Source organism: Endozoicomonas sp. ALB115 (assembly GCF_049310245.1).
In the GTDB taxonomy this organism is placed as follows: Bacteria; Pseudomonadota; Gammaproteobacteria; order Pseudomonadales; family Endozoicomonadaceae; genus Endozoicomonas.
In genome coordinates this window covers 1-4,926 of sequence record NZ_JBLYZG010000133.1, presented here as the reverse complement: position 1 = coordinate 4,926, position 4,926 = coordinate 1, and the positions used below count along the sequence as shown (strand labels likewise).

At 52.3% G+C, this 4,926-nt stretch carries 2 protein-coding genes; both read left to right on the top strand.

Features of this window, described 5'->3' with window-relative positions; all coding sequences use genetic code 11:
- On the top strand, positions 1-2,317 hold a 2,317-nt coding region (locus tag ACO6VE_RS23855; protein WP_422463939.1), incomplete at its 5' end, for a DUF1601 domain-containing protein.
- 224 nt (positions 2,318-2,541) lie between these two features.
- Positions 2,542-4,926, top strand: a 2,385-nt coding sequence (locus ACO6VE_RS23850; protein WP_422463937.1) for a DUF1601 domain-containing protein, incomplete at its 3' end; no start/stop codon positions are given.

The window sequence follows — 4,926 nt, the reverse complement described above, 5'->3', positions numbered from 1 at the left end:
AGATCACGGCCTATATGCCAGTTCAATTAAAAAATACACGTCAACTGCTAAAAGACCGTTAAATCGAGCGGAACAAAGCCAGCTGATGCGTTTGCTGCAAAATTTCACAGCAACGCGGAGCTGGAATTGGCGAAGCCTGACGACAACACTGCATTCATTTACTTCAGCGGGTGTTTTTACCCCGCATAAGCCCATGGATGAGCGTGTTCAGCTCACTCAAGCTACCTTATTGTCCACTCTGCTTGATGCAATAATATTCAAGTGCAACCAAAAACCTGAAGCCAAGGATATTGATGCCCAGGGTATCGCCAACCTGCTGTGGGCCACGGCGAAACTGGTGGACATCGGGCAGGAGCCGACACCAGAGCTCAAAAAGGCTGTGGCCGCGCTGTTGCCCCACGTGAACACACAGAAAGCTCACTTTAAACCACAGGAAATCGCCAACCTGCTGTGGGCCATCGCGAAACTGATGGACAGCGGGCAGGAGCCGACACCAGAACTCAACAAAGCCGTTGCCACGCTGTTGCTCCTCGTGAACACACAGAAAGCTAACTTTAAACCACAGGGTATCGCCAACCTGCTCTGGGCCATGGCAAAACTGGTGGACAACGGCCAGGCTCGGTCACCTGGGCTCAACGAGGCCGTGGCCGCGCTATTGCCCCACGTGAACGCACAAACAGACCAATTTATTCCTCAGCATATCGCCAACCTGCTCTGGGCCATGGCGAAACTGGTGGATAACGGGCAGGAGCAAACACCAGAAATCAAAGAGGCCGTGGCCACGCTGTTGCCCCACGTGAACGTACAGAAAGACCAATTTAATGCCCAGGATATCGCCAACCTGCTGTGGGCCATGGCGAAACTGGTAGACAACGGGCAGGAACGGACACCAGAACTCAAAGAGGCTATGGTCGCCCTGCTACCCCGCGTGAACATACAGAAAGCCCACTTTAAACCACAGGAAATCGCCAACCTGCTGTGGGCCGTAGCAAAACTGGTGGACAACGGTCAGGAGCGGACACCAGAGCTCAACGAGGCCGTGGCCGCGCTGTTGCTCCACGTGAACATACAGAAAGCTCACTTTAACCCACAGCAAATCGCCAACCTGCTGTGGGCCGTAGCAAAACTGGTGGACAACGGTCAGGAGTGGACGCCAGAGCTCAACGAGGCCGTGGCCGCGCTGTTGCCCCACGTGAACATACAGAAAGCTCACTTTAAACCACAGGAAATCGCCAACCTGCTGTGGGCCATGGCGAAACTGGTGGGCAACGGGCAGGAGCAGACACCAGGGCTCAAAGAAGCCGTAGCCGAGCTGTTGCCCTTCGTGAGCGCACTGAAAGGCCGGTTTAATGCCCAGAGTATCGCCAACCTGCTGTGGGCCATGGCGAAACTGGTGGACAACGGACAGAAGCAGACACCAGGTCTCAACGAGGCCGTGACCGCACTGTTGTCCCACGTGAACGCACAGAAAGCTAACTTTAAACCACAGGAAATCGCCAACCTTCTGTGGGCCATGGCGAAACTGGGTGAGTTCGTTGAGCTGAACGTGGTTACATCCACGTTCGAGTCGCTGGTCTACCGAATCAGTGAAAACCATCAGCTCTCTCAGAAAGCCATATTGATGTCTCTCTGGGGAGTAATGGTCTGCTGTGCCAGGCTGTGTCTGGTCGCCAATGCCAATAAAAATCACGTGCTTGAAAAGCCCATGGATGACCTGTTTACCCGACTGGAAAATACATTCCTGCACAATGAAGAGGATCAACGCACCATTGCCCAGGCCGCAAGTTGGCTTGGCAGAGCGTGTCCGGTCGTCCCCCATTACCATGCAATCGTTTCAAAACGTCAATCCGACTTCCGCAATCAACTCCAATCCCACATTCCATCTTTGAGGATTGAAGAAGAAAAGAGTCTGAATTCATTACCTCCGGTTGACCTGCTACTGCCAGATCACAACATGGTGATTGAAGTTCAGGGACCGTCTCATTACGTGGGTGGTGATTTCAAGACCAGGAATGGTTCGACCCTGCTTAAAATAGCACTGTTGCAAAAAGCAGGATTTGAGGTCATTGAAATTCCGGTTAACAGGCTCTTGAGTCAGGATTTAATGAAGCCATACATTGATCAAATAAAGACCAGGATAGGCTTACCGCCTCCGGGGCATGGCCCTGTATCACTTAAAAGAAGGTGGGCAGATGAGGCATACGTTACTGCTGATAAAGGCAGGCAACCCTCAGATCACGGTTACCTGACTGCCGAAGAACATTCAGAGAAGCAAACCGGTAAACCCGCAAAAAGGAAGAAAACAAACAGCCAGTAATTACCTTCCCCCCATCATGACGAAAGAACCTTTTTCACATTCCGGGAAGGAATGCCAGTGTTAAACACGTGTTGCCCTGGATGATTTGAAAATAACGGGTTGATGGCATCAGGAGTAGATGTGTTTCCCCAACCGTTTACGTTTATAGACGTTGCAGCAAAATGAACTTTTGAACAGAACAGCAGTCTGCTTTTTATATTTTCATGAATTAATGAAATATAATTATGGATAGAAGTTCTGCTGGTACCAGTAGTAAATACGCAAAATCAGATAATGATTACAACCAACCGAATGACCATGCCGCTTCTTCAAGGCGTGGGCAATATAGACATACCAGAGTCAAACAGTGGGATAATCCCTCTCGCGCTTTCCCAGGGCATAACGAATTTTACCAATCTTCTGACGCACGCCCTTCTCAAAATCTAATGTTCCGCTCAGTGAACTCTGCTCAAGATTTCAATGCCCTCATTAAACAAGAAGTAATGGATGGTCTGGTGAGTAAATCGGATCGTTTCGGCCATCGCTATGATGGAAGAAATCACGGTCAATATGCCAGTTCAATTAAAAAATACACGTCAGCTGCTAAAAGACCGTTAAATCGAGCGGAACAAAGCCAGCTGATGCGTTTGCTGCAAAATTTCACAGCAACCCGGAGCTGGAATTGGCGAAGCCTGACGACAACACTGCATTCCTTTACTTCAGCGGGTGTTTTTACCCTCCATAACCCCATAGATGAGCGTGTTGAGCGTACTCAAGCTGCCTTATTGTCAACGCTACTTGATGCAATAATATTTCACTGCAACCAAAAACCTGAAGCGAGGAATATTGATCCCCAAGGCATAGCCAATCTGCTGTGGGCCATGGCGAAACTGGTGGACAAAGGGCAGAAGCAGACACCAGAGCTCAACGAGGCTGTGGCCGCGCTGTTGCCCTGCGTGAACGTCGTAAAGAAAGCTCACTTTAAACCACAGGAAATCACCAACCTGCTGTGGGCCATGGCGAAACTGGTGGACAACGGGCAGAAGCAGACACCAGGGCTCAAAGAGGCCCTGGCCGCGCTGCTGCCCAGGGTGAACGCACAGAAAGACCACTTTATTCCTCATCATATCGCCAACCAGCTGTGGGCCATAGCGAAACTGATGGACAACGGGCATGAGCGGACACCAGAGATCAAAGAGACCGTGGCGGCGCTGTTACCCCACGTGAACGTCCAGAAAGACCAATTTACTCCTCAGCATATCGCCAACCTGCTATGGGCCATGGCGAAACTGGTGGACAACGGGCAGGAGCCGACACCAAGGTTCAAACAGACCCTGGCCGCGCTGTTGCCCTGCGTGAACGTACAGAAAGCTCACTTTAAACCACAGGAAATCACCAACCTGCTGTGGGCCATGGCGAAACTGGCAGGCAACTGGCAGGAGCTCACGGCAGGGCTAAAAGAGGCCGTGGCCGCGCTGTTGCCCTGCGTGAACGTACAGAAAGCTAACTTTAACCCACAGAAAATCGTCAACCTGCTGTGGGCCATGGCGAAACTGGTGGACAACGGGCAGGAACAGACACCAGAACTCAAAGAGGCCGTGGCCGCGCTGCTGCCCCACGTAAACGCACAGAAAGCTAACTTTACACCACAGGGTATTGTCAACCTGCTGTGGGCCATGGCGAAACTGCTGGACAACGGACAGGAGCCGACATCAGGGTTCAAAGAGGCCTTGGCCGTGCTATTGCCTCACGTGAACGCACAGAAAGACCAATTTGGTGCCCAGGGAATCGCCAACCTGCTGTGGGCCATGGCGAAACTGGTGGACAACAGGCAGCACCGTACACCAGGGCTCAAAGAGGCCGTGGCCGCTCTGTTGCCCCACGTGAACGCGCTGAAAGACCAATTTATTACTCAGCATATCAGCAGCCTGCTGTGGGCCATGGCGAAACTGGTAGGCAGCGGGCAAGAGCGGACACCAGAGTTCAACGAAGCTGTGGCCGCGCTGTTGCTTCATGTGGACGCACAGAAAGACCAATTTAATGCCTTGGCTATTGCCAACCTGCTGTGGGCCATGGCGAAACTGGTGGACAACGGGCAGGAGCAAACACCTGAACTCAAAGAGACCGTGGCCGCGCTATTGCCCCACGTAAACGCTCAGAAAGCTAACTTTAAACCACAGGGTGTCGCCAATTTGCTGTGGGCCATAGCGAAACTGGTGGACAACGGGCAGGAGCTGACACCAAGGTTCAAACAGACCCTGGCCGCGCTGTTGCCCAACGTAAACGCTCAGAAAGCTAACTTTAAACCACAGGGTATCGCCAATTTGCTGTGGGCCATAGCGAAACTGGTGGACAACGGGCAGGAGCAGACACCAGGCTTCAAACAGACCGTGGCCGCACTGTTGCTCCTCGTGAACGCACAGAAAACCAACTTTAAACCACAGGAAATCGCCAACCTGCTGTGGGCCATCGCGAAACTGGTGGACCACGGGCAGGAGCAGACACCAGAGCTCAATGAGGCCCTGGCCGCGCTGTTGCCCCTCGTGAACGCACAGAAAACCAACTTTAAACCACAGGAAATCGCCAACCTGCTGTGGGCCATCGCGAAACTGGTGGACCACGGGCAGGAG